The organism is Halalkalicoccus sp. CGA53, from assembly GCF_036429475.1.
Classification (GTDB): domain Archaea; phylum Halobacteriota; class Halobacteria; order Halobacteriales; family Halalkalicoccaceae; genus Natronorarus; species Natronorarus salvus.
In genome coordinates this window covers 1,024,651-1,049,520 of the sequence record NZ_CP144125.1, presented here as the reverse complement: position 1 = coordinate 1,049,520, position 24,870 = coordinate 1,024,651, and the positions used below count along the sequence as shown (strand labels likewise).

Sequence of the window (24,870 nt, the reverse complement as noted above, 5' to 3'; positions counted from 1 at the left end):
ATGACCGTTCAAGACCACTCAGTCGAGGGCAGCGCGGGCACGGAGTCGAACGAGGAGGAACCGACGATCGCCGAGCGGATCGAGCCGATCGTCGACGCGGCCGCACCGATCGTCGGCGAACACGGCCGGAAGGGGACGTTCTCGTTCGCGGCCGGCGGGATCACGATCCTCAAGGCGATCCGAACGATCCCGCGGAGCAAGTCGCGAGCGCTCGCACGTTTTCTCGTCGGGGCCGGCTGGATCGCGATCGGCGTCCTCCAGCGAAAGCGTCTCGGCGGATCGAACGACGAGGAGGACGACACCGACGGAGGCGAGCCCTCGGGGACCGACGAGGAGGAAGAGGGCAGTTCGATGGGCACGCGGAACCAGCGTCCCCGGACCTCCTTCGCCGGCGACGAGGCGGCCGACGAGGAGGACGAATCGACCGTAGAGGAGCTCTCGGAGGTCGAGACCGCGACGGAGCCCGCCGAGGCAGCTGGACCAAGCCCCGGCGACGCGGTACCGAGCCAGACGAAGACCGACGAGCCGGGCACCGAGCCCGAGGACGAAACCGTCGAGGTCGACGAACCGGACGACAGCGACGAGACCGAACGGATCGACACGGACGACGAGCGAACCGAGTAGAACTCGAGCGATCAGCAGGCCTGGGACGGGACGGACCGAGCGCCGGAGCGAACTACCAGCCGCCGTCGTCGGTCGCTTCGCCCGGATCGGTGTACTCGTCCTCCCAGTGCTGGTCCGCGAACTCCGCGGTCTCCTCTTCGCTCTCGGGCGGCCCGTAGGCGTCGATGGCGAGCGTCAGGAGCTCCTCGACCGCCTGTTCCTCGCTGACGAACTCCTCTTCGACCATCCGCTCAAACTGTACGTACACCTCGTCCGGCAGCGTCACTTCGACGACGGACATGGCTCGTCGTAACGAGTCGGTGATACTGAACCCTTCGCTTCGTTTGCAGGTGAGCGGAGCGGGCAGTAGAACCCACCGGCCGGGCGTCGAACCACGGTCGTTCCGCTCGTGTACTCGCGTCGCTCTCTGATTCGACTCCCTCTTTACAGCATCCGTCTCACCGGCCGTACTCACGACGGCTGTGCCGTCGCTCGCGAATCGGTTCAACGGGATGCACCGGCCGGGAGTCGAACCCGGGCCATGAGCTTGGGAAGCTCATGTGCTACCACTACACCACCGGTGCGACACGCATCCCAACGGTAGCCGGCGGCGACACTTCAAGATAGCGCTTCCCGTTACCCGACGAACGTCCAGTAAACTCGGGGCCACGGGAGAGTATTAGTCGGTCGGGACGCAACGAACGCTCGATGACGAACACAGAAACCGCCGTGGGGGAGACGGGCGTCGACCTCACGCTCTCGGAGGAGGAGCTCGAGGCTCACCGCGAGCTGATCACCGCGTTCATCTCGGAGACGGTCGAGGCCGCGGGCGCCGACGGCGCGGTGCTGGGGCTCTCGGGCGGGATCGACAGCACCCTCACCGCCCACCTCGCGGTTGAGGCGCTCGGCCCGGAGGGGCTCTACGGGCTGGTGATGCCGAGCGAGGTGAACCGGGAGGAGAACATGAGCGACGCCGAGCGGGTGGCCGAGATGCTGGGAATCGAGTACGAGGTGATCGCGATCGACCCGATCGTCGAACGGTTCGTCGAGGCATTCCCCGAGGGTGAAGAGGACAGGATGACGCTCGGCAACGTCTACGTCCGGACGCGGGCGGTTCTCAACTACTTCGCGGCGAATTCGAGAGGATTGGTCGTCCTCGGCACCGGCAACCGGACCGAGGCGATGACCGGCTACTTCACGAAGTACGGGGACCAGGCGGTCGACTGCAACCCGATCGGAAACCTCTACAAGCGCCAGGTCAGGGGGCTCGCGGCCCACATCGGGGTCCCCGAGGACTTAGTCGAGAAGCCGCCGAGCGCGGGGATGTGGGAGGGCCAGACCGACGAGGAGGAGATGGGCCTCGACTACGACACGGTCGATGGGATCCTCGCGCTCCACGTCGACGGGCCGCTCTCGCGGTCAGCGACGCGACGGACGCTCGGGCTGGGTGAGGGGGCGATCGACCGCGTGGTGGAGCTCTACGAACGGAGCGAGCACAAACGCCAGATGCCGCCCGCTCCCGCTGAACTCGGTCCCTGAACACGGTCCTCATAGGGATCATCGTAGGAGTTCATAGTTCCTCGATTTCGAATCTAACGAGACCGATGAGACGTGTGCTTGAGAGGTCCGGCCGGCTACGATGATCCCTATCAGAACGTCAGGCCGAGCGCGAGCGCGATCAGCACGAGGGCGAGCAGTCCGACGGCGACGATCGCGACGTAGAGGATCGTGGGGGCGTCGCCGGTAGCCGGGGGCCGCTCATCGACTCGACGCCGGTCGATCGGACCCAGTTCCCCCTCGTGGTCCGTCGCGAGGTGCGAGAGCAGCGTCTCGTCGTCCTCGACGCTCTCCCCGCAGTACTCGCACGTGGGCATGACTGGACTCGGGACGGTGGGGGCATCAGTCCCCGGATTCCGGGTCGCGACTCAGGAGGGACGCGAAGGCGGCCGCCTCCGCCTCTTCCTGGAGGCCGGCCTCGCTGGTGTCCCGAAGCCGACGCTTCACGATCCGGAGCGAGTCGGGGTCGTGAGCGGCGATCCCCCGTGCGACCCGCTCCGGCTCCTCGACGATCCGGGAGACCAGCCCGATTCGGAGCGCCTCCTCCGCGTCGATCACGCGCCCGGAGAGCGAGAGATCCATCGCGTCGCCGAGGCCGCACACCTGCGGGAGACGAACGGTCCCGCCCCACGCGCCGAACAGCCCGTTGGCGACGCCCGGTTCGCCGAACGTCGCCCGGGGGGTCGCGAGCCTGATGTCGCAGGCGAGTGCGAGTTCGACGCCGCCGCCGCGTGCCGGGCCGTCGATCCCCGCGATTACGACGCTCTCGGCCTCCTCGATCGCCCGTGTGGCCCGCTGCCCTCGCCGGGCGAACTCCGCGGCGTCCTCCCCGTCGAGCGCGTTCACGACCTCAAGGTCCGCACCCGCGCAGAAGGCCGAGCCGGCACCCCGGAGGAACACCACTGGCTCGGTCGCCGCCTCGACCGCTCCGACGAGCGCGTCGAGGCCAGCCGGGTCGAGCGCGTTGCGTTTCTCCGGTCGCGCGAGCGTGATCGTCCCGAGCCCCGATCGCGTTTCCGTCTCGATCATACGGAGTCTCGGTTTCACAAGGGCTTTGCCGCTACCGATCCAACTCCGGACGATGGAAGCGGCCGAGGTGGCCCGCCGCGGCGCGCGCGAGGCCATCGCCGACGTCGAGCCGACCCCACTGCGAGAACGGATCGAGGCGTACCTCGACCGGGCGTCGATGGTTCCCGCCGTCCTCACGGTCGCGAGCGCACGCAGTGTCGATCGATCGGTCGACGATCGGGCGATCACCGAACGCGCCGCAGGCGTCCAGCTCATCTACGACGGTCTCGGGCTCACCCGAACCCTCGTACGGGAGGAACCCTGGGCGAGCGGGGGCGATGTCGTCGAGTCCGATATCGAGGTCCTCGCCGCGGACGTGCTCGTCTCGCGCGGGTTCTACCTCCTCGCGATGGGCGACGCCGCCGAGGCGGCGGTCGAGGTGGTCCGGTCGTTCGGTCGGGACGAGACGAACCGCCGCAGCGGTGTCGAGAGCGGGAGTCTCGAAGCGGACGTCTTCGCGCTCGCCGGTCTCGCGGGCGCGAGCGTCGCCGGAGAGCGGCCGAGCGAAGAGCGTCTCGCCACCCTCTCGGCACTCGGTCGGTCCGTAGAACCACCGCTCCCCGAGGCGAGGGCGTTCTTCGCCCGGGGCGATCCCCGTCTCTCGCACCTCGATCGGTGGGTCGCGGACGCCGAAGTTTCGGCGACCGACCCGTGAACCGAAACCGATAAACTCGGGGGCGGGCAAGCGGAAACTGCGCCTGGGTAGCTTAGCGGTAAAGCGCGTCCTTGGTAAGGACGAGAGCCCGGGTTCAAATCCCGGCCTAGGCTTTCTATAGTGGTATCCGAGATCTTCGATCTCCTCTGATTATCGACGGGATTGCGCCAGAATTTCGTGACGAACGGACCTGAGAAGCGAAAGCCAGACCCGGGATTTGAGCAGGCCAGGCACAGCTCGCACAGCCCGCAGGGCGAGCAGGAACGTCTGTGCGTGTTCGTCGACATTCTACGGACCGAAAACCGTCATCCGGGTATCTCCCGTGCCGGTCGTTTTCGAAGTCGACTATGGAGCCGATCTGCACCTATCTAGCTCTCAGCCCGACTGGGCTGAGTCCTACCACTCGAAAGTCCGGGTGGATCGACGGAGGAGGCTGCTATCGAAACCCGCAACGGAACCTTCCGAGTGTTCGGCGCATACATCGGCACGTACAGCGGAGGACGACTGAATCGCGTTCGACTGAACGGCGACAAAACTTGCGATGTAGGTACGGAAACGAAAGCTCGGATACCGACTCTCCGGTGACCGAGTCGGTGAGCATCGTCCGAGTTCGACGCCGTTCCGAACCCCCTCTTGGGAGGATCTCGCCCTGCCGGTAGCGAATCGACCCCGGTGGCCTACGGTCGACCGGAATCCGCGTCTCGTTCGCGACCCGGCCGGATCGATCAGACCGAACTCTCGGTAGAGGCAAGAATTGCGGGAGTGCGTATTCGAGTCCCTTCTCCGTCCCATCGCTGAATATCCGGGTGACACTCGCGTTTTTCAGGAGTATAACTGATCCATAAGGCCGGAGCAGGACCCGAGTTCCTAAAATTCACGTTTCGTATAGCTGAGTTAGGGAAGAGATTAGCGCGGCGGTAACTGGCGTAAAACGTGTGAAAGGTGCCGAACGAGTCGAAGCGAGCCGAAGGCACGTTAACGGACTGCCACCTATTTTACGTCCCCTCCAGTAGGGAGAATCGTCGGGTGGTCGGCGCGACCACGACATCCCACAACAGCCACTCTGGCGACATCCACCATCCCGCACAGAGATACACTGGCGACATCCACCGTAACCGCAGCCCACCCGGCAACGCAGCGATCATCGTCCACTTTCATCCTTTGGCTACCCCCCGAGAGCCGGTGCCAACGGCCTCTACCCCCACGTTGATCCCCCGGTAGCACCAGCCATCGGTATGGGACGGCTACCCCCCGCGGTCGTCGGCGAGGCGTACAACAGCGAGTTCTCCTGGTCGGTGCTCTCCGAACTGGTCGACGTGGAGAACCGGATGGCCGGCCAGGAGGGCGAGCGCCGCGGTGCGGAGGTGATCGAGGACGCCTTCGAACGCGCGGGCGCGCGAAACGTGACCGTCGACGAGTTCGAGATCCCCGGCTGGTGGCGCGGTTCGTCCTCGCTCTCAGTCGGAAATCGGAGTTACGGGAAGGACCACGAGGTGATCGCACTGCCCGGGACGCCGGCCGGCGAGGTGAGCGGGCCGCTCGTCGACGTCGGCTTCGGCACACAGGAGGAGATCGACGCGGCCGATCTCTCGGACTCGATCGCGATCGCCTCGAGTCGCACGCCCGAGGAGTTCGGTCGCTGGCTCCACCGAATGGAGAAGTACACCGCCTGTGCCGAGGCGGGGGCGGCAGGGTTCGTCTTCCGGAACCACGTCGAGGGCTGTCTCCCGCCCACTGGCGAGGTGGGCTACCACAACCGGCCTGGACCGATCCCCGCAGCCGGCGTCTCGGCGGAGCTCGGCGAACGCCTCCTCCGCCGCTCCGAAGGGGTGGAGACAGCGCTCTCGGTCGACTGTCGGAACGAACCCGCGACGTCACGGAACGTGGTGGGGGAGATCGGACCCGATACGGAGGAGGAACTCCTGCTCACCGCGCACGTCGACGCCCACGACGTGAGCGAGGGCGCGAACGACAACGGCGCGGGCTGTGCGCTCGTCGCGGAGGTCGGGCGGCTGCTCGCGACGGTCGAAGAGGACCTGGAGACCCGGGTCAGGCTCCTCACCTTCGGCTCCGAGGAGATCGGTCTCTACGGCGCGTACCACGACGCGGCGACCCGGGATCTGGAGGACGTGAAGTGCGTCGTGAACGTCGACGGCGCGGGAAACTCCAGAAACCTCCGTGTCGGGACGAACGGTTTCGAAGATCTCGGTGCCGTCTTCGAGACGCTCGCCGAGGATCGGAACGTGCCGCTCTCGACGCACGACACCGTGAGCCCACACGGGGATCAGTGGGCGTACGTCGAGGAGGGCGTCCCCGCGGTGATGGCGAGTTCCGAATCGGGAGAGAGCGGCCGGGGCTGGGGCCACACGCACGCGGACACGCTCGATAAACTCGACGTGCGGGACCTTCGCGCGCTCGCGGCGCTCCTGGCCGAAGCGGTCTTCGCGCTCGCGAACGAGGCGGTGACGCTCGACCACCGGTCACGCGAGGCGACGAAGGACGCGCTCGCCGACGGCTACGTGAACGAGCTGAAAGTCGGCGGCCGCTGGCACTACGGCGAGCCACTTAGGTAGCGGGAGGGGAAAGCGCCGGGGTATGGAGACCGACCACGCCGTCCGGTTCGACGACGCGCGATCGATGGACGACGTGGCCGACAGCTCGGTCGAATTGGTCGTCACCTCCCCGCCCTACCCGATGATCGAGCTCTGGGACGAGGCGTTCTCCGCGCTCGATCCGGCGGTCGGTGAGGCGCTCGATGCGGGCGACGGCGACCGGGCGTTCTCCGCGATGCACGGGCTGCTCGACTCGGTCTGGGACGAGGTCGAGAGAGTGCTCGCGCCCGGCGGGGTCGCCTGCGTGAACGTCGGTGACGCCACCCGAACGGTAGGGGAGTTCCAGGTCTACCCGAACCACGTCCGGATCACCCGCGCGCTCCGGGAGCGGGGGCTGACGCCGCTTCCGGACATCCTCTGGCGGAAGCCCGCGAACAGCGGGGCGAAGTTCATGGGTTCGGGCATGCTGCCGACGAACGCCTACGCGACGCTCGAACACGAGTACGTCCTCGTCTTCCGGAAGGGCGGCCGGCGGGAGTTCGAACCCGGCTCCGATCGGCGCTACGAGAGCGCGTACTTCTGGGAGGAACGAAACCGGTGGTTCTCGGACCTCTGGGACGACGTCCGGGGGATCGGACAGGGGCTCGCCGACCCCGATCTCAGAGAGCGCTCGGCGGCGTTCCCGTTCGCCATCCCGTACCGTTTGCTCTGTATGTACTCCGTCTACGGCGATACCGTGCTCGACCCGTTCTGGGGGACGGGGACGACCTCGCTCGCGGCGATGGTCGCCGGACGGAGCTCGATCGGCTACGAACTCGACGAGGGGTTCGCGTCGGTGTTCGACGACCGCGTGGAGTCCGTCGAGGAGCTCTCCGAGCACGTCGTCGAGCGGCGCCTCGACGACCACCGGGCGTTCGTCGAACGGGTCGAGGGGGAGGGCGGCGACCTCGGCTACGAGGCCGAACGCTACGACGTCCCCGTCCAGACCGCCCAGGAGCGACGGATCGGGTTCTACACCGTAGAGGACGTCGATCGGATGGACGGGGGGTACCGCCTCACCCACCGGCGGGTGTAGCAGTCCGACCCCACAGCGCACGAACGTTTTTGTGCTCGCTCACCTCAGGGAGTCCATGAAGGTCGTGATCGTCGGCTACGGTCGTGTCGGAGCGCGGACCGCCCGGGTGCTCAGAGAGGAGGGCCACGAGGTCGTGACGATCGACAACGACCCAGACAAGGTCAGACGAGCCGAGGAGGAGGGGTACGAGGCGATCGAGGGCGGCGGCGCGGACGAGTCCGTGCTCGAAGCAGCAGGGCTGGAGGAGGCCGACGCGCTGGCGGGGCTGACAGGGGACCTGAACGTGAACTTCGCGGCCTGTCTCGTCGGCAAACACCACGGCTGCCGGACGGTGATGCGGATCGACGACGACTACCAGGAGGCTATCTACAGGAAGTACGCCGACGACGTCGACGAGATCATCTACCCCGAACGGCTGGGCGCGGCCGGCGCGAAGACCGCGCTGCTCGGCGGGAACTTCAACGTCGTCGCCGAACTCACCGAGCTCCTCCAGCTCGCGACGATCACCGTCGACGAGACGGCTCCGGCCGCCGGCAAACGGCTCACAGAGCTCGAACTGCCGAAGAACGCGCGGGTCTACGCCCACGGCTCCGGAACCGACCCCCTGACGATCCCCCTCCCCCAGACCCGCGCCGACCCCGGCGATCGGGTCGCGGTCCTCGGGGACGGCGAGAGTCTCGACGCCGTTCGAGGGCTGTTGCTCGACGAGCAGGGACAGTGAATGGAGGAAGGTGGGTGGGGGCGCCGAGGTACTGTCTCTCCGGCCCCGGTGAGGGAGACGGTATCGAACGTCATAAAAACACGTCAGACGAGAGTCAGACGGGGGCGGATCTCCGTCCACGGGCCGAGCGATGAGTCCGGACGAACCACGGAGGTGGGCCGACCTGTTCGCCCGCGCGTCGGGCTACGAGGTCGACCGGGAGCGAGTGGAGCGGACGATCCGCGCGATCAGGGATGAGGGGTGATTCGATCCGGATCGTCGCCGACAGCGACGTACTCTGTGCGGACCTCTTTATCGACGGTGCTGCCCGCGAGGCGATGGACCTCGTGCGCGCTCACGACTGGGTCACGCTCGTCGCGAGCGACGCGCTCGTCGACGATGCGGAAGAGGCGATAACCCGGCTCTCGGAGCCGCAGCTCGCGGCAGACTGGCGGGTTCGGATCGACGATCTCAGAGAGTCCGTCGAGGGGACGCCGGGCGACCACCCCGCGCTCTCGTCGGCGTACAGGGGGGAGGCCGCACACGTCCTCTCGTTCGACGACCGGCTCAGGTCGGCCGAGACCGCGGCGCGGCTCCGTAGTCGACTCAGTACGAGCGTGAAACACCCCGCCGGGTTCGTCAGGCTGTTCGACGCCGCCTCGCTCTACGAGGCGGTCGTCGGCGGGGAATATCCGGGTCCGGACCGGGACCCGAGGGCCTGACTACCGCTCGGCGAGCCAGTCGCCGAACGCCGCGAGCGCGCGGCCTCGATGCGAGATGGCGTTCTTCTCCCCGGTGCTCATCTCGGCGAGCGTTCGCCCGTTGTGCTCGAAGATCGGGTCGTAGCCGAAACCACCCTCGCCCCTCGGTGCGACCAGTCGACCGCGGACGCTCCCCTCGAACGTCTCCGCGCCCTGCTCGTCGCAGAACGCGACGACGCCCCTGAACGATGCCCTGCGTGGCTCCTCGCACTCGCGATCCGCGAGCCGCCAGACACGATCGACGCCGAGCGTGTCCTCGACGTACGCGGAGTACGGCCCCGGGAACCCGGCCAGCCCCTCGACGAACAGCCCGGCGTCGTCGACGAACACGGGCTCGCCGATCGCCTCGTAGGACTCGCGGGCGCCCGCGACGGCGATCTCGGCCAGCGAGTCCGACTGGACCTCCGTGTACCCGTATTCGACACGTTCGACCGGCTCGGGGAGGTACTCGCGGGCTTCCTCTACCTTCCCCTCGTTCCCGGTGACGAACCGGAGCACTCAGTCCTCGACGATCACTTCGACGGGCTCGCCGCCCTCGTCGTCGTCATCGTCGGCGACCTCCTCTTCGTCCACCCCGGATCGCTCCTGGTAGAAGAGCGCTGCCGCGACCGCGATCACGACCCACGACCGCCAGCTGGCGAGGTTGAGCGTGTAGCCGACGCCGAAGGGCTTCTCGACGAGCATCCCCTGGCCGGGCTGCCAGTACGACGACAGCAGCCGTCGCAGGTTCGGTCGCTCGAAGTTGTACGGAACGCCCAGGATCGTTCCCGTCTCCGGTTTCTCGTCGTCTGCCATACCCGGGACAACGGCGGGCCGCATTAAGAAGGTTCGGCTACCTATCGCCGGGTTCCGCCGAACCGACCAGGAGATAGCCGAGCGCGAGCGCCGCGAGCACCCCCGGGGTCGAGACCTGGATCAGCGAGTAGACCTCGAAGAGCTGGTGGACCGCCCACGCGCTCGCGAGCGCGAGCGCGGCGGCACTCACGTTCGCCGATCGTACCGCAGCGTAGAGGAGTGGAGCGACGACGAGCGCGAGGTAGGCGAGACCGCCGACGACCCCGACGCGGATCGCGGTCGAGAGGTAGGAGTTGTGGACCGACCCGCTCCGCTCCGCGAGGTACGGCTCGATCGTCGCGCCCGTGCCGACGATGCCGTAGCCGAGCGCTGAGGGTGCGTCGGCCACCACGGCGAGCCCCGCGCTCCAGAGTTCGAGCCGACCCGCGGAGTCGATCAGCCCGAGCGAGATCGCGAGGAGGACGCCCACGGCCCCCACCAGCGTGGCGAGGATCGCCAGCGGGTACGTCCGTCGACCGCCCACCAGGGCCACGGCGTACACGACCGCGAAGACCGCGAACGCGGCGATCGAGGCCCGGCTGTTCGAGAGGACCAGCCCTCCGAGGTTGACGAGCGCGAGGAAGCCGAACCCGATCGAGAGCGCCCGATCGGTCGGCCACGCCCGGACGGTCCCGACGGCCGCCGCCGCGGTGCCGGCGAACGCGAGCAGGCCGAACGTGTTCGGGTTCTCGAAGAGCGAACGGGTCGACTGGAGTTCGCCGACGAGGGGGACCGGGACGGTCGCAGACCAGGGCTGGACGGCGAACGGGCCGAGGTCGTACGCCCCGAGGACGAGCGTCGAGAGTCCGAGGGCGGAGACGGGCGTCGCGAGCGCCGCGATCGCGGCGAGCGTCCAGTCCTCGGGGAGGTGTCGTGGCACGACGAAGAGACAGCTCGCGGCGACGATCCCCGCCCAGAGGGGAAACCGTGCCGAAGCAGTCGCCGGATCGAGTGCGCTGGCGTGGGAGAAGTAGATCCCGAGGACGACCGCGAACAGCCCGACGCTCGCCAGTTCGAGCGGCCGGTCGCGGGCGGTCGGGTGGGCGAGCGAGAGCGCGATCAGCGCGAGGAGGACACCGGCGAACGCGAGCGACGACCCGCCGTCGATCACCCCGGATCGGCCGTAGTGAACGACGACGAGCAACCCGACGAGCAGTGCGAACCGACCGAGGAGGAGGCCCGTCTCGACCTCCGTTCGCTCCCCCGCGAGCCACCGGTCGGCGAAGAGGACGGCGAGGAACGCGAGCGCGAAGAGCGCGAGGCGTCGACTCGTGAACCACCCCCCTGCCGTCGTGTCGGAGAGGACGACGGCACCCAGGAAGACCGCGAACGGGAGTCCGACCATCAGACCGAGCGGACTGCGGGCCCCCGACTCGGGCTCACGCCCGACGTACGCCCCCGCAAGCCCAGTCGATCGGTCGGCCTGCTGACTCATCGTTCGTGTGAACGATACGACAGCGGATGGGTATTTCGGTCGAGCTACCGGTAGCGGCCGCGTCGGTCGATCTCACGGAGCTGTGAGAGCGTCCCCTCGTCTCCAGCGGAACGATACCCCGCCTCGAACGCCGCCCGACAGGTATCGGGGTCGTCCGCGAGCCCCGAGAGCGTGCCGGAGAAGACGTGGAGGTCCATCGCGTGGTCCTCGACGCTCGCCGAGTGGTAGCCGAGACCGAAGTCGATCAGGTACGTTCTCTCACCTCCAACCATCACGTTTCGGGGGGTCGGGTCGCCGTGGACGATCCCCGCGCCGTGGAGCCGCGCGAGGTGGGAGCCGACCTCGTGGACTCGTTCGGTGGTGAGTTCATCGCGCAGTTCCGCCTCGCCCACCCGCTCGAAGGTGATCGTCCCCTCGCGGGGATCGACCTCCTCGACCAGGGGTGTCGGAACGCCGTGGCGGCGCGCCTCGCTCGTCAGCCGGGCCTCCGCGACCGTTCGCTCGCGTCTGAGCCGGTCGTCGAGCCCCGGGTGTCTGTAGGACTTCGGGACCCGGCGTTTCACGACCCGATCGGATCCGATCTCGACGACCGCCTCCGCGCCGACGACCTCCCGCCCCTCGTCCGCGAACCGCGAGACCGATCCGCCGGCGTCCCACGTGACCTCGACCCGATCCGGCCGGAAGTTCGGATCGACGCTCGAGCGCTCGATCGAGACCGTGTCGCCCGCCTCGACCATCCGCGCGCCGAGGACGGCGATCATCCCCGCGTTGTCCCGGAGGTATCGTCCCTCCGGGGCGAAGAAGTCCGCGCCGCGTGCCTCGCACATCTCCGCGAGCATCGCCCGCAGCCTCGCGTTCTGACCGACGCCGCCTCCGAGGACGAGTTCGTCGCTCCCGGTGAGCGAGAGCGCACGCTCGGTCACCTCGGTGAGCATCGCGAAGACGTGTTCCTGGAGCGAGAAACAGACGTCCTCGATCTCGTTACCTGAATCGACCGCCTCCTTCGCGGCACTGGTGATCCCCGAAAAGGAGAAGTCCATCCCCTTCACGACGTACGGCAGGTCGACGTATCCCCCTTCCCTCGCCGCCTCCTCGACTTTCGGCCCGCCCGGGTGCGACCAGCCGAGGTGTCTCGTGAACTTGTCGAGCGCGTTGCCGACGCCCGTGTCCATCGTCTCCCCGAGGACCCTGTACCGCCCCCTGTGAAAGCCGAGGACGTGTGCGTTCGCCCCACTCGCGTTCAGACAGACCGGGGAGTCGAACCCGGAGAAATGTCTGCCGATCTCGAGGTGAGCGACCATGTGGTTGACCCCGACGAGCGGCACGTCGAGGGAGCCGGCGACCGCCCGCGCCGCGCTCGCGACGATCCGGAGACAGGGCCCGAGACCGGGCCCTCTGGAGAACGCGACGACGTCCAGCGGTCCGTGCTCGACCAGGATCGTTTCGACGGCATCCGGGATCGCCCCGGCCATGTGCTCGGCCGCCTCGCGGGGGTTGATCCCGCCGCTCTCTGGTTGGTAGGCGTCGGTCTCGATCGCGATCTCACCGGTCTCGGTGTCGAAGCAGGCCGCGCTCGCCGCCCACGCGGTACCCTCGATACCGAGGACGCGCATTCACTGCCACTCGGTGTAGCTGCACTTCCCGCAGTGGACGCGGTCGCCGTAGTTCCCGAGGAACGTATCGCCACAGCGGGGACACTGCTCGCGGTCGGTGGTGCCGTCCTCGCCGTAGAGTTCGTGGCGGGCCATCTACGCTTCCTCGCCCTCTTCGGACGCGTCGCCCCCGGCGATCTTGTTCCGGTCGAGCATGTGCTCGGTCTCGACGTCGCGCGCGAACTCGGCTGCCTCGTAGACCTTCGCGAAGCCGACGGTCTTTCGCATGCCGAACTTCGTGTTCATCTCGCGGATGACGACCTCCTCTGCGTCCTTGTTCAGCTTCGCCGCGAGGCTGTCGCGCACGGAGAGCCGTGAGGGCGTCGCCTCCTCGTGAACGATCTCGAAGGTCACGTCGGTCCGGTGCAACATCGGGTTCTCCTCCTCGTCGATGATCTCGATATCCATGATGCTCAGTTACACCTAGTTGCCCGCGATTCGGCTAAAAGGGTTTCGAACGCACCTTTTTGCGGCTCGGGGTCGCTTCGCGACCCGCTCACCGCAAAAATCTGTTCTGCGAACGCGGAGCGTTCGCGGAAGCAGCGAGACGGCAGGCCGTCTCGCCCGCCACCAAAAAACCGCTCGCTCCCTTCGGTCGCTCGCGGGTGCAGCGCTCGACCGACCGCCACGCACCCGCCCGCGCTCAGAACACCTCCAGATACTCCTCGATCACCCGTCGTTCCTCCTCGATGAGGTCGAACAGGTCGTAGACGGCCTCGTCGATACCCGCCTGCAGGCGCTTTCGCTGTCAGGGTCGGTTTCGTACGTATTCGATCCTCATAGTGCGACGTTTCGTAGGATCTCTTCGAGCCTGTCCTCGACCTCCGTAGCCTGCAGGATTCGGATCGACCGCTGATCCCGAAGACCCCTCGTCACTTCCTCGATGTCCTGAATCACCAAGAGGCCATTCCAGCCCGTTCCGAAGTAGTCCGTGTCCTTCTCGTAGACGAACTTTCGGTCCTGCTGGAGGAACGCGAGATACTCAAGCGTCTCCTCGATCCCCTGCTGGATCGTCTCCTTCCTCGTCGAGTTCTTGATCTCCGTTATCAGATACTCCGTCCGTTCGTCACCTTGGATTTCGAGGACGATCACATCGGGCCGTTTCGTCCAGACCGACGAGATCTCCGTTCCGAAGTACTCCGCCGTCACCTCGCGGGCTTCCCGTTTCACCATCTCCGCACGGGTGAGCTTCGACCGTTCCTTGTCGGGCTCCGACGACGCGAACCTGAGCCCCCGGTCGCCCGCGGAGCTGTCGTGATACAGCACGATCTCCCGATCACCGCTCGCCATCCGGGCGACCTCCTGCGATCCGGATTCGATGGTTCGGAGCCGGAACTCCTCGTTTTCAAGCCGTTCTATCGTCGCGATGAACCGAAACAGAACGAAGAGTTCAAGCAGCGTCTCCTCGTCGTTCGGCGTAATCGCCGTTTCGTCCAGCAGTTCACGGATCGCTACCTCCTCGCCCGCGAGACTGCTACGATACGTCCGTGTGAGCTCTACCGCCTCGCGATAGATCGGCTCTCTGGAGTCCGCCGTCCGCTGCAACATCCGTTCGGTCGGTTCGTACTCCTCGGGATCCCTGATCCTCGTAACGTGGACGTTCCGCTCGAACAGGTCGATCATCGTATCGACCAGCTCAAGGTTCTCTCGCCACCGGTCGGTGACCCACTCGTACTCCCGCAGGAGGTACCGTTCGCAGTCCGTCAGCGTCGTGTAGATGACCGATAGGAGTCGTTTGAGGACGACGTTCTCGTCGATGTCGTAGCTCTCCGATCGGTTCCGGCAGACGAACAACGAGGTGTCGCGCGGGTTCGTCGAGTATCGTTTTCGAACAGTCGCTGACCAGTCGATGCGTCCATCGATCCGTCCCCGACTCATCCTGATCGTGTTCTTCGTCTGGGTCTTTACGCTACGTAGACGCTGCGGGAGCGCTTCGACGAAGTTGACGACGTCCGGTCGGAGGACGAAGTGGAGTCGGATCAGGCTCTCGTAGTCGTCGAAACGCTCATCCAAGCCGTCGGGTTTGATCTCGCTCGCCAGACGATCCTCGGAGAATCCCCCGTGCATCACGTACGCCAGGATGTCCTGCGTCAGGCGTTCGAGGAGTTCTCCTCTATCCATCTACGCTGACCCCCAGCACGTCGCGTCCCAGTCGTTTCAGCCGACTCTCGTCTATTCCGTCGACCGTCGCTATCTCGCTGACGATCCGTTCCCGACGGGGGACGCCCTCCAACTGTGGGAACACGTAGTTCGTCACGGCCTGTGCACTCGCCGTCTCGACATCCTCCTCCGACTCGAACACGTGTGCGAGCATGTCTCGGACGATAGCGGGACCGATCTTGCGACCCTCGACGGTCGCGTTGGTCGCCCGCCACACCCCGCCGATGATCCGGAGCACGTCTTCGTCCGGTTCGACTCCCCACATGTCGACGTACGATTCGAGTAGTTCGACCTGTAGATCCGAGTCCTCGGGGATTTCGGGTGCATCAACGTGGATGAACGCGAACCGACGCATGAACGCGTACGAGAGCTCGTAGAGCGAGGTCTTGTCGTAACTGTTCATCGTCGCCAGGATCCGCCACGACGTCGGAACGACGTACTCGTGTGCGCTCGGCTCCCCGTCGATCCGATCGGCCGGTAGGATCTCGATCTCCTCGCCCTCCCGCTTGTACGGCAGCTGAACCGCCTGGCCCGAGAGCAGCGTGAACAGCTGTCCGAACGACTTGTCGATGTCCGCGCGGTTGATCTCGTCGACGATCAGCAGCTCGTTCCGCTGTTCGCCGCCTCGCTTGAACCGCCGGAGCACCTGGCCCGGTTCGAACGTCAATTCGCCATCGCCCGCCTCCTCGGGCATGTAGCCGCCAACGGTCTCGAACGTCGACCAGTCCGCCGTCGCCGTCGTGAGTCGATAGCCCGTATAGAGTTCGTCGTGGCCCCTCGACAGGTGTTTACACACCCGGCGCGCGATCTCGGTTTTTCCCGTCCCCGGCGGACCGGTGAAGACGACGTGTTTGCCGGCGTTGATCGCGGCGGTGACCTGTCCGACGAGTTCGGTCCGCTTCCGGCGGGGAAGTACAATCCCGATAGGATCGACTCCGGAATACTCGCTTCGACCTGCCCATCGACGTCGATGCGGGACCCTCCCGAGTCGGATACGGAGCCGTAGACGAACTCCTCGACCGAGCCGAACTTCCCCCTGATACCGCCGATTCCTATATCGCTCAGCGGGCTGAAACCCATCGGATAGTCGATATCGTATCCCGCGAGATCGTGAACGAGGCTCGAATCGACGCCGAGTTCGATCGGCTCCTCCAGGTAGACGATGCAGATCCACGGGCTACCATCCTCGTGATTCGGCCAGACGATCCTGCCCAGAGATTCGTTTTCCTCGGTGTCGATGACCTCAGCCGCGTATTCGTACGTGCCGTTACGGTAGAAGATCAGGAAATCGCCAGGGTTGATTCTCCTCCACTTTCCCTTTACCGTCTTCTTCGTCCCCCACAGTCGCACTCGATCCGTCTCGAAGGCGCGGTCAGTGTGCTCTCGGAGCCGGTCTGCCAACACGCCCTCGATAACGGTTCGATCGAAGTTCTCCTGCGCCGCTCGGTTCCCGTACGGCGCCTGGAATATCCGAGGGCCATCGTAGGACATGCTGTCTGGCTCCACTCCTCGGTACGCTTCCTTTAGCTTTCCTCTACTTCTGTCCGAAGTTTTAGAAACGATAACGGAACCAGAGCCCTCGATGCCCCGTTATCCACACGAGTCCGCACGCTGTCCCAGATGTGGCGAGCGAATCCTGTATGGCCTGAAAGAGGAGTCGACTGGATGGAAGGTAATCATCGACTGCGATCCGGAAGAGGGGTGCGGGCGGGGGTTCTCAAGTCGCTGGATCCGGTTAGACGAGATCGATCGTTTCGACGATGCCTACGAACGAGCGGCCTCGATCGCCGCGGAAGTGTCGGATCGGAACTACTGATCCGTTCGGGCCAACTCCTGTTCCAGAACCCCCACTAGCGGGTAAGCGGCCAGCCGTTGCATTCACTTGGTTGGGTCGTAGGGCGGCGAATCTCCATCAGGTAGACCGCGTCGATGTCGACGGTGACGTACATCGTGTCCGTCCACCCGGAAGCGGACCCAACCACCCACTCGATGTCCTGCTCGCTCATCTCCGCCCTGACGTGATCGGCGATCCCCCCAGCGCGTCGAGCACCGCCTGCGAGTCGGCCATTGACACATGGTTCTGTGGTGTTGATGAAAACACTCCGTTTGCCCGACACCACCCCACACCAACCGTTAACTCCTCCTCGCACGAACCCCCAACAATGCTCCACGCCGAAGGCCCACTGCTCACGATCGACGTCGGCGAGCGCACCACGAACGAGGAAGCCATCGAGGACGTTCTCGCCGAGTTCATCGGCGGACGCGGCGTCGCGACGGCGCTCGCCCACGACCGGATCCCGTTCGACGCGGATCCACTCGGTGAAGAGAACCGCCTCTACCTCACGACCGGCCCGATGCAGACCTCCCAGATGAGTTTCACGGGGAGGATGAACGCGACCGCGCTCTCGCCGCTCACCGACGGCCTCTGCTCGTCGAACGCAGGGGGGTTCATGTCACGGAACTTCGCGGGCGCGGGCTACGGGGCGGTCGAGATCGTCGGGGAGAGCGACGCACTCCTCGTGCTCCACGTCACCGATTCTGGTACCGAGTTCGAAGAAGTACCGACCCTCGAGGGGGCGACCTCCTCGGAGGTCACCGAGTACGTCGCCGAGGAACGCGACCTCTCGGAGGAGCACGTCGCCTGCATCGGCCCGGCGGGTGAGAACCTCGTCCGGTTCGCCTCGATCATGACGACCGAGAGCCGGGCCTTCGGAAGAGGGGGTCTCGGCGCGGTCCTGGGTTCGAAGAACGTGAAGGCGATCACGTTCGACGGCGACTCGCACCCCGAGATCGAGATCGACGAAGTCCAGATGGACGTCCACCGCGAGGCCGCGACGAACGACCACATCATGAAACGCCAGGGGACGACGTCGGTGACCGACCTGGCGAACGAGGTGAACGGTTTACCAACCAGGTACTTCTCCGAACAGCAGTTCGAGGGCGTCGAGGGGATCAACGGCGATCGCGTCGAGGAGAAGAAGTACAAGAAGGGGACCTGTTCGGCGTGTGCCTTTGCCTGTAAACTCCCGACGAAGGACGACGAGCGCGGCGTCGAGACCGAGGGGCCGGAGTTCGAGACGGTGATGGCGTTCGGGTCGAACTGCGCGGTCGACGACATCGTCGACGTGATGCAGTCGAACGAGCTCTGTGACCAGTTCGGCCTCGACACCATCTCCTGTGGAAACACGGTCGCGGGCTACCTCGCGAGCGAGGACGCCTTCGGCGACACCGAGCTGATCCACGAGACGGTCGAGAAGATCGCGTACAGGGACGGCATCGGCGACACGCTCGCGGAGGGGATCGGCCGCGCCGCGGAGGAGCTCGGCGTCGATAACTTCACGGTGAAGAACCTCTCGTTCGCGGGCCACGAGGGCCGCACCCTCCACGGCCAGGGGCTGGCCTACGCGGTGTCGAACCGCGGGGCGGACCACATGTACTCGACCTTCTACGCCTGGGAGTACCCGCTCGTCGGGAAGGACGACGCGTTCCCCCAGAGCGGCTTCGAGGGCAAGCCCGAGGCGGTCGCCCGCCAGGAGAACGCCCGCGCGCTCGAGGACTGCGGCATCGTCTGTCGGTTCTCCCGCGGCGTGATGAACCCCGAGAGGTACGAGGCGCTCCTCGAGGCCGACTACGAGGACCTGCTCGAGGTGGGCGGCCGCGTCGTCGAACTCGAGCGGCACTTCAACAACCAGCGCGGCTTCGACCGGGCGGACGACACGCTGCCGTACGTCGACCAGCTCGAGGGCTTCGACGACGCGCTCACCGAGTACTACGGCGTTCGCGGCTGGTCCGACGAGGGCGTCGTCGAGAGCGCCTCGGCACCCGCCCCGGCCGACGACTGAGGGGTCGTACGGTCTGCTGTAAGTCATTACCGGCGCAACCGTAGGACGGTCGCTGTTGCGCCGGGAAATCGTTACAGCAGACCGAATCGGTCCCTGGGCACTTCTCCTCTCGGTCCCCGGTTCTCGTCCCGATCCTTACTGCCCCTCGACGCCACAGAATTCGACTGCCGTACAGGCGAGCGTCGCCGCCGTGTCGAGCAGCGACGAGACGGTCGTGTACTCGTCGACCGAGTGGAGGTTCGGGCCGTACGGCCCGACCGTCGCGACCGGCACGTCGTAGTAGTTCGCGTAGAAGCGCTCGTCGAGCGCGGCGTTCCCCCCGACGAACTCGCCCTCCTCGCCCGTGATCCGCTCGGCGTGGCGTTTCGAGAGTCGGACGATCTCCGCCTCACGGTCGACCTCGTGCGGTTCGGCGTTCCAGCCGAACCACTCGACCTCGGGTGGGTGTTCGGCGAGCCACTCGTCGCCGTCCGCGGCCCGCCCCACCGCGGCCTCGATCCCCTCTCTGATCTCCGATCGAGTTTCGCCCGGCGGCCAGCCGACCCGACAGCCGAGCACGACCTCGCCGGGGACCGTCGCCGGCCAGTCCCCGCCCTCGACCGTCCCGACGTTGATGTTCGTGACGTGCCCTTCGAGATCTGGATCGGCGGCTCTCGCGGGTACGAAGTCGATCTCGCCCTGGCGCTTCCGGTTCAGCTCGCGGAGCTCCCTGGTGACGAGTTCCGCCTTCTCCAGCGCGCTCACGCCCTGATGGCCCCAGGCGGCGTGGGCGCTTCTGCCAGGAACGGAGATCCGGAAGAACATCACGCCCGCGCTCGCGATGCCGACGTTCGGGAGGGAAAACGGTTCGGGGACGATCGCCGCGTCGGGGACGTAGCCACGTTCGAGCGCCGAGAGCAGGCCGCCACAGCCGCCGTCTTCCTCCTCGATCGTGCTCTGGAGGAGGAGATCGCCCGAGAGCTCGATTTCGAGCGCCTGGAGGACCGAGACCGCCGTGACGATCGCTGCCAGTCCACCCTTCATGTCCGAGGTTCCGCGGCCGTAGACCCGGTCGCCATCCCTCCTGACCCCCCAGGGATCGCTCGTCCACTCGTCTTCGGGCGTCGCGGGCACCACGTCGATGTGTCCAGAGAGCGCGAGCGTCGGCCCCTCACCGGCACCGGAGAGCCGCGCGACGACGTTCTCGCGCCCCTCGTAGCCCGTTTCGATACCTGAACTCGTCTCGAAGAAGCCGGGGTGATCGCGAAGCTCCTCGGGATCGGGCTCCCACGTGTTCGGCTCCAGCCCGAGCGACTCGAACGCCTCGACCATCACCGCCTGTCCGGGCGCCTCGTTTCCGGTCACGGTCGGCTCCGCGACGAGCCGCGAGAGCAGTTCCAGCAGCTCGTCCTCGCGTTCCCGTACCGCCTCCTCGATCCATTCCTCCAGTTCCCCGTCCATGTCGGGCGCTCTCGGGGCTGCGAGGTAAACGTTCACGTCCCGGCTGCCCGCTCCACCCGGCGTCGCTACGGGTATTTCCTCGCCGTGCGTACCCTTTCCATGGACATCGAACTCCACGGCTCGCTCTCGGGACAGGTCGCGCTCGTCACGGGCGCGAACCGCGGCATGGGACGCGTGATCGCCGACGGCCTCGCCGACCTCGACGCGACCGTCTACGCCGGCTCCCGTTCGACCGAGGGCGTCGACCCACCCGAGGGCGGGACCGTGATCAAACTCGACGTAACCGACGACACGACGGTCGACGCGGCGATCGAGCGAGTAGAGAACGAAGCAGGACGGCTCGACGTGCTCGTGAACAACGCGGGGATCGGCCCCGGAGTCGGACAGACGCTCGTCGAGGAGCCGAGAGAGCAGATCGATTCGGTCCTCGCGATCAACCTCCGCGGGCCGGTGATGCTCACCCGTCGCGCGCTGCCGCTGTTGCTCGAACGCGAGGGTGCGCGCGTCGTGAACCTCTCGAGCGGGATGGGCGCGCTGGGCGAGGGGATGAGCGGCGGCGCGACCGCCTACCGGATCTCGAAGGCAGGACTGAACGCGCTCACGGTCGCGCTACACGGCGAGTTCGGGCCGGAGCTGCTCGCGAACGCGGTCTGTCCCGGGTGGGTTCGGACGGACCTCGGCGGGCCGAACGCGACGAAGAGCCCCGAGGAGGGTGCGGAGACGCCGATCTGGCTCTGTCGGTTCGCTCCCGGCTCGCCCGGTGGGCGGTTCTGGCGGGATCGGGCGGTGATCGACTGGTGAACCCTGTGAAACGTCGCTTTCTCCTCACCAACTCGACTTTCGTACGAAGCGGCGAACGGTGAAGCGTACCCCCCTCTTATGGCCGGTCGATGTGCCATGGCAGTTCACGACACGGCCCCTGAGGGCAGCGGCTTCGACTCGCTCCGGGAGGTGCTGGCGAAGGCGAACGAGCCGAAGACCGGCGACCAGCTGGCGGGGATCGCCGCCGACTCCGACGCCGAGCGGGTCGCGGCGAAGCGCGCGCTCGCCGGGACGACGATCGAGACGCTACGCGAGAATCCGGTCGTTCCCGAAGAGCGCGACGAGGTGACCCGAGTCATCCAGGAGAGCGTCCGGGAGCCGGTCTACGACGAGATCCGCGAGTGGACGGTCTCCGACCTCAGGGAGTTCCTGCTCTCGGAGTCGACTGGCGAGCACGAGATCGCCCGAATCAGGGCGGGGCTCACGAGCGAGGTGATCGCCGCGGTCGCGAAGCTCATGTCGAACATGGACCTCGTGCTCGCGACGTCGAAGATGTCGGTCCCCGCGACCTGCAACACGACCGTCGGCCAGTCCGGAACGCTCTCGTTTCGCCTCCAGCCGAACGATCCGTCCGACGACGTGGGGCGGATCATCGACTCCACGCGCGAGGGGCTCTCCTACGGCGTCGGCGACGCGGTGATCGGGATCAACCCGGTCGAGGACGGCGTGGGGACGACGACAGCGATCCTCGAGGCGACCCACGAGTTCATCCGCGAGTGGGAGGTACCGACACAGAACTGCTGTCTCGCGCACGTCTCAACGCAGGTCGAAGCGATCGAGGAGGGCGCACCCGCGGACATGCTCTTCCAGAGCCTCGCGGGCACCGAGAAGGGGAACGACGAGTTCGGCGTCGACGTCGAGAGCCTCGACGAGGCACACAGGGTCGCGCAGAAACGCTGTACCTCGTCGGGGCCGAACGTCACCTACTTCGAGACGGGCCAGGGATCCGAGCTCTCCGGCGAGGCCCACGAGGGGGTCGACCAGCTCACGCTCGAATCGCGGTGTTACGGTCTCGCGAAGCGCTACGACCCGTTCCTCGTGAACACGGTCGTGGGGTTCATCGGCCCGGAGTACCTCTACGACGCCCGGCAGGTGACCCGCGCCGGCTTAGAGGACGTCTTCATGGGCCAGCTCCACGGCATCCCGATGGGCATCGACGCCTGCTACACGAACCACATCCAGGCGGACCAGAACGACATCGAGAACCTCGCGGTGTTGCTCACGGCCGCGGGTGCGAACTACTTCATCAGCGTGCCGATGGGCGACGACGTGATGCTCAACTACCAGTCGAACAGCTACCACGACGCCGCCGCGCTCTGGGAGGTTTACGACAAGGGACCGACGCCGGAGTTCCGGGAGTGGCTCTCCGAGATGGGGATATGGCGCGACGGCCGGCTGACCGAGCGGGCGGGCGACCCGACGATCTTCACCTGACCATGGCGAGCGAGACACACGAGACGGACGACGAACGGGGCGAGGGCGGAGGGCCGAGCGTGGACGACGACCGGCTCCGCCGAATCGCCGAACGTAACCCCTCCCGGCTCGGCGTCGGCCGGGCTGGACCGCGGCCCCGGACCGAGACGCTACTCGAGTTCCGCGCGGACCACGGGGTCGCCCGCGACGCGGTCTTCTCGCGGGTGAGTGAGGATCTGCTCGACGAGTTGGGCCTGTACAGAGTGCGATCGCTCGTCTCCGATACGGAGGAGTACCTCGCCCGACCGGATAGAGGGCGAGAGATCTCCGAGGAGACGGTGAGAGAGCTACGAGAGGGCTGTGAAGCCGACCCCGAGGTCCAGATCGTCGTCTGTGACGGCCTCTCGGCGACGGCGGTCGAGGCGAATCTCCGAGATCTGCTGCCCGCTTTGCTCGACGGGCTGGACGAGCGAGGGATCTCGGTCGGAACGCCCGTGTTCGTCGAGTACGGCCGCGTCGACGTGATGGACGCGGTGGGCGAGACCCTCGGCGCGGAGGCCTGCGTGAACCTGATCGGCGAGCGACCGGGGCTCGCGACCGCCGAGAGCCTGAGCGCGTACTTCGTCTACGGGCCGGAGCGCGGCGCACCGACGGCGAAGAAGTCGGTCATCTCGAACGTCCACTCCGGAGGGTTGCCGGCGGTCGAAGCCGGTGCGGCGATCGCCGATCTGCTCGCGGAGATGCTGGAGAAGCGGGCGAGCGGGCTGGATCTAGGGGGAAACGACCGCGAGTTCCAGAAGGGCTAATCCCTCCCCGACGTTCCCCGAACCATGGCGGACCGCACCGAGACGATCACCAGCGTCGGCGTCGACGTGGGTACGACGACGACGCAGACGGTCGTGAGCCGGCTCCGTGTCGAGGTGAGCCCGTACGACGGCGCGGCCTCCCCGCGGATCACGGATCGCGAGATCGTGTTCCGCGGCCCGATCCACGAGACGCCGCTGCTCGACCCGGAGACGGTCGATATCGAAGGGGTCCTCGCGCTCGTCGAGAGCGATCTGGCGGAGGCGGGCGTCTCGCCCGAGGGGATCGACACGGGGGCGGTGATCGTCACCGGCGAGACTGCGAGGAAAGAAAACGCCGAGCCGCTGGCTCACCGCCTCGCGGCCGATTCGGGTACGTTCGTTTCGGCGGTCGCGGGCGCGTCGCTCGAGGCGGTCCTGGCCGCGCGGGGCTCGGGTGCCGCCGCGTACGCCGCGAGAACGGGTGAGACCGTCGCGAACGTCGACGTCGGCGGCGGAACGACGAACGCGGCGATCTTCGAGGGCGGTGGTTTGAGAGAGACACGCTGTCTCGACGTCGGGGGACGGCTCCTCCGGTTCGACTCCAGTGAGATCGTCACAGGGGTCTCGGAACCCGTTCGGCGCCTCGCCGAGAGCCAGGGGATCGCGCTCTCGGTCGGCGAGCCGATCGACGAAGGGGAGCGTCGGGTGCTCGCCGACGCGATGGCCGATCGACTCGCCGACCTGCTCTCGGGGCCGCCGTTCGAGGAGCAGTCCCGAGAACTGGCGATCGAGGACCTCCCCACGGAATCGGTTGAGATCGACGCACTGGCCTTCACGGGGGGTGTGGGCCGGCTGGTTCGTACTCCACTCGAGGACCCGCTTTCCTACGGCGATCTGGGATCGGATCTCGCGCGGGCGATCCGGGATCACCCCGTCATCTCCGGGTGGCGCCACCTCGACATCCCGGAGGACATCCGCGCGACGGTGATCGGAGCCGGAACGGAGACGACGACGTTCAGCGGCCGGACGGTCGCGGTCGATCCAGCACACCTCCCGTTGCGGAACGTCCCGGTCGTCTCGGTGGGCGATCTGAGCGAGTACGAGGGCGAGTCCGAGCTACGGGCCGCGTTCGAGGAGACCGTCGAACGGGCCACGGCGCTCTACGATCTCGTCGATCTCGACGCGCTCGCGCTCTCGATCGAGGATATCGGGGTACTCGGCTACGACCGGATTCGGGACGTCGGAGCTGCGTTCGCGGACGCGCGGTCCGAGCTTCCGTCCGATCTCGTGCCGGTGGTCGTGACCCGACAGAACTGCGCGAAAGCGCTCGCCGGGGCGGTCCGCGGAGCGGACGGGTGCGAGCGGACGCTGCTCGCGATCGACGAACTCCGGGTCGGGGAGGGCGACTACCTCGACGTCGGCGAGCCGTTCCGTGGCGGAGAGGCGGTTCCGGTGGTGGTGAAGACGCTCGCGTTCGACGAAGCGAGCGAGGGGAACGGTTAACGGAGCGCCACCG

Annotated in this window: 25 protein-coding genes and 2 tRNA genes; 13 read left to right on the top strand and 14 right to left on the bottom strand. The window is 66.8% G+C overall.

Annotated features, from left to right (window positions below):
• Positions 1-624 carry a hypothetical protein gene (locus V2L32_RS06715; RefSeq protein WP_331235706.1) on the top strand — a complete coding sequence of 208 codons (624 nt, stop codon included), beginning with the start codon at positions 1-3 and terminating at the stop codon, positions 622-624.
• Positions 625-676: 52 nt separating this feature from the next.
• On the opposite strand, the gene V2L32_RS06710 is transcribed toward V2L32_RS06715, so the two are convergent.
• Both V2L32_RS06710 and V2L32_RS06705 read right to left on the bottom strand, forming a co-directional pair.
• A complete protein-coding gene (locus V2L32_RS06710) occupies positions 677-904 on the bottom strand; it encodes a CopG family transcriptional regulator (RefSeq protein ID WP_331235705.1) in 228 nt (75 codons plus the stop codon).
• Positions 905-1,116: 212 nt separating this feature from the next.
• Positions 1,117-1,187 (bottom strand) — tRNA-Gly (locus V2L32_RS06705).
• Between the two features lie 124 nt (positions 1,188-1,311).
• Between V2L32_RS06705 and V2L32_RS06700 the strand changes: the two genes are divergently transcribed.
• Positions 1,312-2,142, top strand: coding sequence for an NAD+ synthase (locus tag V2L32_RS06700; RefSeq protein WP_331235704.1), 831 nt, complete (start codon positions 1,312-1,314; stop codon positions 2,140-2,142).
• A 110-nt stretch (positions 2,143-2,252) separates the two neighbouring features.
• Here V2L32_RS06700 and V2L32_RS06695 read toward each other — a convergent pair whose 3' ends face one another.
• Together V2L32_RS06695 and V2L32_RS06690 are read right to left on the bottom strand one after the other, a co-directional pair.
• On the bottom strand, positions 2,253-2,477 hold the full coding sequence (locus V2L32_RS06695; protein ID WP_331235703.1) for a hypothetical protein: 225 nt from the start codon (positions 2,475-2,477) through the stop codon (positions 2,253-2,255).
• A 25-nt stretch (positions 2,478-2,502) separates the two neighbouring features.
• On the bottom strand, positions 2,503-3,189 hold the full coding sequence (locus tag V2L32_RS06690) for an enoyl-CoA hydratase/isomerase family protein (protein ID WP_331235702.1): 687 nt from the start codon (positions 3,187-3,189) through the stop codon (positions 2,503-2,505).
• A 52-nt stretch (positions 3,190-3,241) separates the two neighbouring features.
• On the opposite strand from V2L32_RS06690, the gene V2L32_RS06685 reads away from it, so the two are divergent.
• From V2L32_RS06685 to V2L32_RS06660, 6 genes are all read left to right on the top strand, one after another.
• Positions 3,242-3,883: a DUF7114 family protein gene (locus V2L32_RS06685; RefSeq protein ID WP_331235701.1), complete on the top strand. Its 642-nt coding sequence runs from the start codon at positions 3,242-3,244 to the stop codon at positions 3,881-3,883.
• A 41-nt stretch (positions 3,884-3,924) separates the two neighbouring features.
• Positions 3,925-3,996, top strand: a tRNA-Thr gene (locus V2L32_RS06680).
• 1,122 nt (positions 3,997-5,118) lie between these two features.
• On the top strand, positions 5,119-6,456 hold the full coding sequence (locus V2L32_RS06675) for a M28 family peptidase (protein ID WP_331235700.1): 1,338 nt from the start codon (positions 5,119-5,121) through the stop codon (positions 6,454-6,456).
• A 22-nt stretch (positions 6,457-6,478) separates the two neighbouring features.
• Complete coding sequence (locus tag V2L32_RS06670; protein ID WP_331235699.1) at positions 6,479-7,510, top strand: DNA-methyltransferase; 1,032 nt, start codon at positions 6,479-6,481, stop codon at positions 7,508-7,510.
• 55 nt (positions 7,511-7,565) lie between these two features.
• Positions 7,566-8,231, top strand: a complete 666-nt coding sequence (locus tag V2L32_RS06665) for a potassium channel family protein (protein ID WP_331235698.1) — start codon at positions 7,566-7,568, stop codon at positions 8,229-8,231.
• 233 nt (positions 8,232-8,464) lie between these two features.
• Positions 8,465-8,932, top strand: coding sequence for a DUF7384 family protein (locus V2L32_RS06660; protein WP_331235697.1), 468 nt, complete (start codon positions 8,465-8,467; stop codon positions 8,930-8,932).
• Here the strand turns inward: V2L32_RS06660 and rdgB are convergent, their stop codons facing one another.
• The 9 genes from rdgB to V2L32_RS06615 form a co-directional block, all read right to left on the bottom strand.
• Positions 8,933-9,469, bottom strand: coding sequence for an RdgB/HAM1 family non-canonical purine NTP pyrophosphatase (rdgB, locus tag V2L32_RS06655; protein WP_331235696.1), 537 nt, complete (start codon positions 9,467-9,469; stop codon positions 8,933-8,935).
• Positions 9,470-9,766, bottom strand: a complete 297-nt coding sequence (locus tag V2L32_RS06650) for a DUF5808 domain-containing protein (RefSeq protein WP_331235695.1) — start codon at positions 9,764-9,766, stop codon at positions 9,470-9,472. It lies immediately after the preceding gene.
• Between the two features lie 37 nt (positions 9,767-9,803).
• Positions 9,804-11,240 (bottom strand): O-antigen ligase family protein, encoded by a 1,437-nt coding sequence (locus V2L32_RS06645; protein ID WP_331235694.1) that lies wholly within the window; start codon positions 11,238-11,240, stop codon positions 9,804-9,806.
• Positions 11,241-11,284: 44 nt separating this feature from the next.
• Positions 11,285-12,853, bottom strand: coding sequence for a bifunctional N(6)-L-threonylcarbamoyladenine synthase/serine/threonine protein kinase (locus tag V2L32_RS06640; RefSeq protein WP_331235693.1), 1,569 nt, complete (start codon positions 12,851-12,853; stop codon positions 11,285-11,287).
• The gene (locus V2L32_RS06635) at positions 12,854-12,988 is read right to left on the bottom strand and encodes a 30S ribosomal protein S27ae (protein WP_331235692.1); all 135 of its coding nucleotides are present in this window, start codon (positions 12,986-12,988) and stop codon (positions 12,854-12,856) included.
• Positions 12,989-13,300 (bottom strand): 30S ribosomal protein S24e, encoded by a 312-nt coding sequence (locus tag V2L32_RS06630; protein WP_331235691.1) that lies wholly within the window; start codon positions 13,298-13,300, stop codon positions 12,989-12,991.
• Between the two features lie 369 nt (positions 13,301-13,669).
• Entirely contained in the window at positions 13,670-15,013 is a 1,344-nt protein-coding gene (locus tag V2L32_RS06625; protein ID WP_331235690.1) for a hypothetical protein, read from the bottom strand.
• A complete protein-coding gene (locus V2L32_RS06620) occupies positions 15,006-15,848 on the bottom strand; it encodes an AAA family ATPase (protein WP_331235689.1) in 843 nt (280 codons plus the stop codon). The genes V2L32_RS06625 and V2L32_RS06620 overlap by 8 nt, the downstream gene beginning before the upstream one ends.
• Positions 15,849-16,902: 1,054 nt before the next feature.
• On the bottom strand, positions 16,903-17,058 hold the full coding sequence (locus V2L32_RS06615) for a hypothetical protein (RefSeq protein WP_331235688.1): 156 nt from the start codon (positions 17,056-17,058) through the stop codon (positions 16,903-16,905).
• Positions 17,059-17,214: 156 nt separating this feature from the next.
• Here V2L32_RS06615 and V2L32_RS06610 point away from each other — a divergent pair, with 156 nt between their 5' ends.
• Positions 17,215-18,894, top strand: coding sequence for an aldehyde ferredoxin oxidoreductase family protein (locus tag V2L32_RS06610; protein WP_331235687.1), 1,680 nt, complete (start codon positions 17,215-17,217; stop codon positions 18,892-18,894).
• Positions 18,895-19,029: 135 nt separating this feature from the next.
• Here the strand turns inward: V2L32_RS06610 and V2L32_RS06605 are convergent, their stop codons facing one another.
• A complete protein-coding gene (locus V2L32_RS06605) occupies positions 19,030-20,334 on the bottom strand; it encodes an ArgE/DapE family deacylase (protein WP_331235686.1) in 1,305 nt (434 codons plus the stop codon).
• A 99-nt stretch (positions 20,335-20,433) separates the two neighbouring features.
• Here V2L32_RS06605 and V2L32_RS06600 point away from each other — a divergent pair, with 99 nt between their 5' ends.
• The 4 genes from V2L32_RS06600 to V2L32_RS06585 all read left to right on the top strand — a co-directional run bounded on the left by V2L32_RS06600 (position 20,434) and on the right by V2L32_RS06585 (position 24,857).
• A complete protein-coding gene (locus V2L32_RS06600; protein ID WP_331235685.1) occupies positions 20,434-21,135 on the top strand; it encodes an SDR family NAD(P)-dependent oxidoreductase in 702 nt (233 codons plus the stop codon).
• 96 nt (positions 21,136-21,231) lie between these two features.
• Positions 21,232-22,590, top strand: a complete 1,359-nt coding sequence (locus V2L32_RS06595; protein WP_331235684.1) for an ethanolamine ammonia-lyase subunit EutB — start codon at positions 21,232-21,234, stop codon at positions 22,588-22,590.
• A 2-nt stretch (positions 22,591-22,592) separates the two neighbouring features.
• On the top strand, positions 22,593-23,375 hold the full coding sequence (gene eutC / locus V2L32_RS06590) for an ethanolamine ammonia-lyase subunit EutC (RefSeq protein ID WP_331235683.1): 783 nt from the start codon (positions 22,593-22,595) through the stop codon (positions 23,373-23,375).
• Positions 23,376-23,399: 24 nt separating this feature from the next.
• Positions 23,400-24,857: an ethanolamine ammonia-lyase reactivating factor EutA gene (locus V2L32_RS06585; protein WP_331235682.1), complete on the top strand. Its 1,458-nt coding sequence runs from the start codon at positions 23,400-23,402 to the stop codon at positions 24,855-24,857.
• Positions 24,858-24,870: the final 13 nt, after the last annotated feature.

Bases quoted from the DNA above. Each gene is read 5' to 3' on its own strand.
- V2L32_RS06715 (WP_331235706.1), top strand. From the start codon at position 1: ATGACCGTTCAAGACCACTCAGTCGAGGGCAGCGCGGGCACGGAGTCG.
- V2L32_RS06710 (WP_331235705.1), bottom strand. From the start codon at position 904: ATGTCCGTCGTCGAAGTGACGCTGCCGGACGAGGTGTACGTACAGTTT.
- V2L32_RS06700 (WP_331235704.1), top strand. From the start codon at position 1,312: ATGACGAACACAGAAACCGCCGTGGGGGAGACGGGCGTCGACCTCACG.
- V2L32_RS06695 (WP_331235703.1), bottom strand. From the start codon at position 2,477: ATGCCCACGTGCGAGTACTGCGGGGAGAGCGTCGAGGACGACGAGACG.
- V2L32_RS06690 (WP_331235702.1), bottom strand. From the start codon at position 3,189: ATGATCGAGACGGAAACGCGATCGGGGCTCGGGACGATCACGCTCGCG.
- V2L32_RS06685 (WP_331235701.1), top strand. From the start codon at position 3,242: ATGGAAGCGGCCGAGGTGGCCCGCCGCGGCGCGCGCGAGGCCATCGCC.
- V2L32_RS06675 (WP_331235700.1), top strand. From the start codon at position 5,119: ATGGGACGGCTACCCCCCGCGGTCGTCGGCGAGGCGTACAACAGCGAG.
- V2L32_RS06670 (WP_331235699.1), top strand. From the start codon at position 6,479: ATGGAGACCGACCACGCCGTCCGGTTCGACGACGCGCGATCGATGGAC.
- V2L32_RS06665 (WP_331235698.1), top strand. From the start codon at position 7,566: ATGAAGGTCGTGATCGTCGGCTACGGTCGTGTCGGAGCGCGGACCGCC.
- V2L32_RS06660 (WP_331235697.1), top strand. From the start codon at position 8,465: ATGAGGGGTGATTCGATCCGGATCGTCGCCGACAGCGACGTACTCTGT.
- V2L32_RS06650 (WP_331235695.1), bottom strand. From the start codon at position 9,766: ATGGCAGACGACGAGAAACCGGAGACGGGAACGATCCTGGGCGTTCCG.
- V2L32_RS06645 (WP_331235694.1), bottom strand. From the start codon at position 11,240: ATGAGTCAGCAGGCCGACCGATCGACTGGGCTTGCGGGGGCGTACGTC.
- V2L32_RS06640 (WP_331235693.1), bottom strand. From the start codon at position 12,853: ATGCGCGTCCTCGGTATCGAGGGTACCGCGTGGGCGGCGAGCGCGGCC.
- V2L32_RS06635 (WP_331235692.1), bottom strand. From the start codon at position 12,988: ATGGCCCGCCACGAACTCTACGGCGAGGACGGCACCACCGACCGCGAG.
- V2L32_RS06630 (WP_331235691.1), bottom strand. From the start codon at position 13,300: ATGGATATCGAGATCATCGACGAGGAGGAGAACCCGATGTTGCACCGG.
- V2L32_RS06625 (WP_331235690.1), bottom strand. From the start codon at position 15,013: ATGGATAGAGGAGAACTCCTCGAACGCCTGACGCAGGACATCCTGGCG.
- V2L32_RS06615 (WP_331235688.1), bottom strand. From the start codon at position 17,058: ATGAGCGAGCAGGACATCGAGTGGGTGGTTGGGTCCGCTTCCGGGTGG.
- V2L32_RS06610 (WP_331235687.1), top strand. From the start codon at position 17,215: ATGCTCCACGCCGAAGGCCCACTGCTCACGATCGACGTCGGCGAGCGC.
- V2L32_RS06605 (WP_331235686.1), bottom strand. From the start codon at position 20,334: ATGGACGGGGAACTGGAGGAATGGATCGAGGAGGCGGTACGGGAACGC.
- V2L32_RS06600 (WP_331235685.1), top strand. From the start codon at position 20,434: ATGGACATCGAACTCCACGGCTCGCTCTCGGGACAGGTCGCGCTCGTC.
- V2L32_RS06595 (WP_331235684.1), top strand. From the start codon at position 21,232: ATGGCAGTTCACGACACGGCCCCTGAGGGCAGCGGCTTCGACTCGCTC.
- eutC (WP_331235683.1), top strand. From the start codon at position 22,593: ATGGCGAGCGAGACACACGAGACGGACGACGAACGGGGCGAGGGCGGA.
- V2L32_RS06585 (WP_331235682.1), top strand. From the start codon at position 23,400: ATGGCGGACCGCACCGAGACGATCACCAGCGTCGGCGTCGACGTGGGT.